Consider the following 1,430-nt stretch of genomic DNA (forward strand, 5'->3'; position numbering starts at 1 on the left):
ATCCTCGGAAGGCCTCGGCCACTATCCGGGCACCGACGCGCCGCGCCCTCCCACCACGGCTGCTGCGTCGCCTACACCCTCATCTGGGAAGAGCCGGGAAAGGCTCTCCGCGGATCCCGCGATCTCGTCGGAGTTCATGTCCTCGCGAGCGGCTTTTCGGGCATGCACTGCGCTGAGGGAATTCTCGATCAGCTGCGGTGTGGAGCCCGGTGAGCCGGACCTCGACCCGGACGAGGACATGCGCTGGAGACTGCAGCTGGAGAGCGGGGGCGGCGATCATGTCGGCGTGGGGCTGTGGGCATATCTCTATCGGACGCGAGCAACCGGCTGGCGCGAACGGCTCCGCCTGCTGCGACTCGCGGTGTGGCGTCCACCGCTTGAGCTGCGCACCGAGCATCCCGAGCTGGTTTCCGGCCGGTTCTGGAGGTTGCGGCTCCAGCTGGCCAGATACCGCCGCGCGCTGACCCAGATCCCGGCGCTCGTGAGCGCCTGGCACACGATGACTCGCTCGGGCGCCGGTGCACACCCCACAGCGTCCCAGGCTCAGCCTCCCGGGCGGGAATACATGCTCTCGCCCCACGAGATCGTCGAGATGAGCCGGCCCCTCGGGCCGGAGCACCACGCCGCGCACGGGCCCGGGCCGGCACCCCTGGCGCAGCCGGCGTCCGCAGGTCCGGTCGATGAGATGTCGCAGCTCGTTGCGCACGGGCGCCGATGTGCTGCGGTCACCGACGCGTCGGGCCTCGTGCTGCTTCCCCTCTTCGACTATGTGCACGCTCCCCAGCCGGTCGTGCTCAATGAGACAGCGGCTGCCATCTGGTCAGCCATCGACGGGAAGCGCAGCGTGGCGCAGATGTGCGAGTTCCTCTCGCGCAGCTATGCAGTCGACCCCGACGCGCTGAGCGCCGATGTCCTGCGGTGCATCCAGCAGATGGTGGCGGACGGCCTCGTGGAGCTCGTGGTACGCCCCCGATGACAACCGCACCCCTCGATGACGTGCGAGGACGGGCGCGGTGCCTGGGCGGGGTGGCGCCCCGGGGTTCAGCGAGGCTCGCTGCGCGATGGTCCTGCTGCGCGAGGCTCGCTGCGCGATGGTCCTGCTGCGCGAGGCTGCGCTGCGCAATGGTCCTGCTGCGCGATGGTCCTTCAGGTGAACAGTGGGGGGATGTTTCGAACGGGGCTTCCACGGGCGCTGAGTTCATCTATGCTGTACCTCAGATTTAGCTGAGAATCTCTTGGGATGCGCTGCATCCCACTGTGCCTCGGCCGAGGTGAAGAGGAAAAGCATGTCACTTGGTTCTGCCCAGAACGCACTTCCATCTGCTGCGGAAATCCGGCTCATCCCAATCGAGGGTGTAGTTGGGGTCTGAATCCGCCTGTCTCGAGCAGGCTTCTGGCGATGTAGTTGGTGAGGTTGCGGAAGCCCAGGG

The 1,430-nt window shown here is 67.3% G+C and carries 2 protein-coding genes; both read left to right on the top strand.

Annotated elements, in window-relative coordinates:
* Positions 1 to 976 (top strand): PqqD family protein (locus tag BMX93_RS12610; protein ID WP_218139350.1); only part of this gene is annotated, 976 nt, incomplete at its 5' end.
* Positions 977 to 1,013: 37 nt separating this feature from the next.
* On the top strand, positions 1,014 to 1,154 hold the full coding sequence (locus BMX93_RS13015; RefSeq protein WP_177170241.1) for a hypothetical protein: 141 nt from the start codon (positions 1,014 to 1,016) through the stop codon (positions 1,152 to 1,154).
* Positions 1,155 to 1,430 lie beyond the last annotated feature (276 nt).

Origin of the sequence: Propionibacterium cyclohexanicum, assembly GCF_900111365.1 — a bacterium.
GTDB classification, from domain to species: Bacteria; Actinomycetota; Actinomycetes; order Propionibacteriales; family Propionibacteriaceae; genus Propionibacterium; species Propionibacterium cyclohexanicum.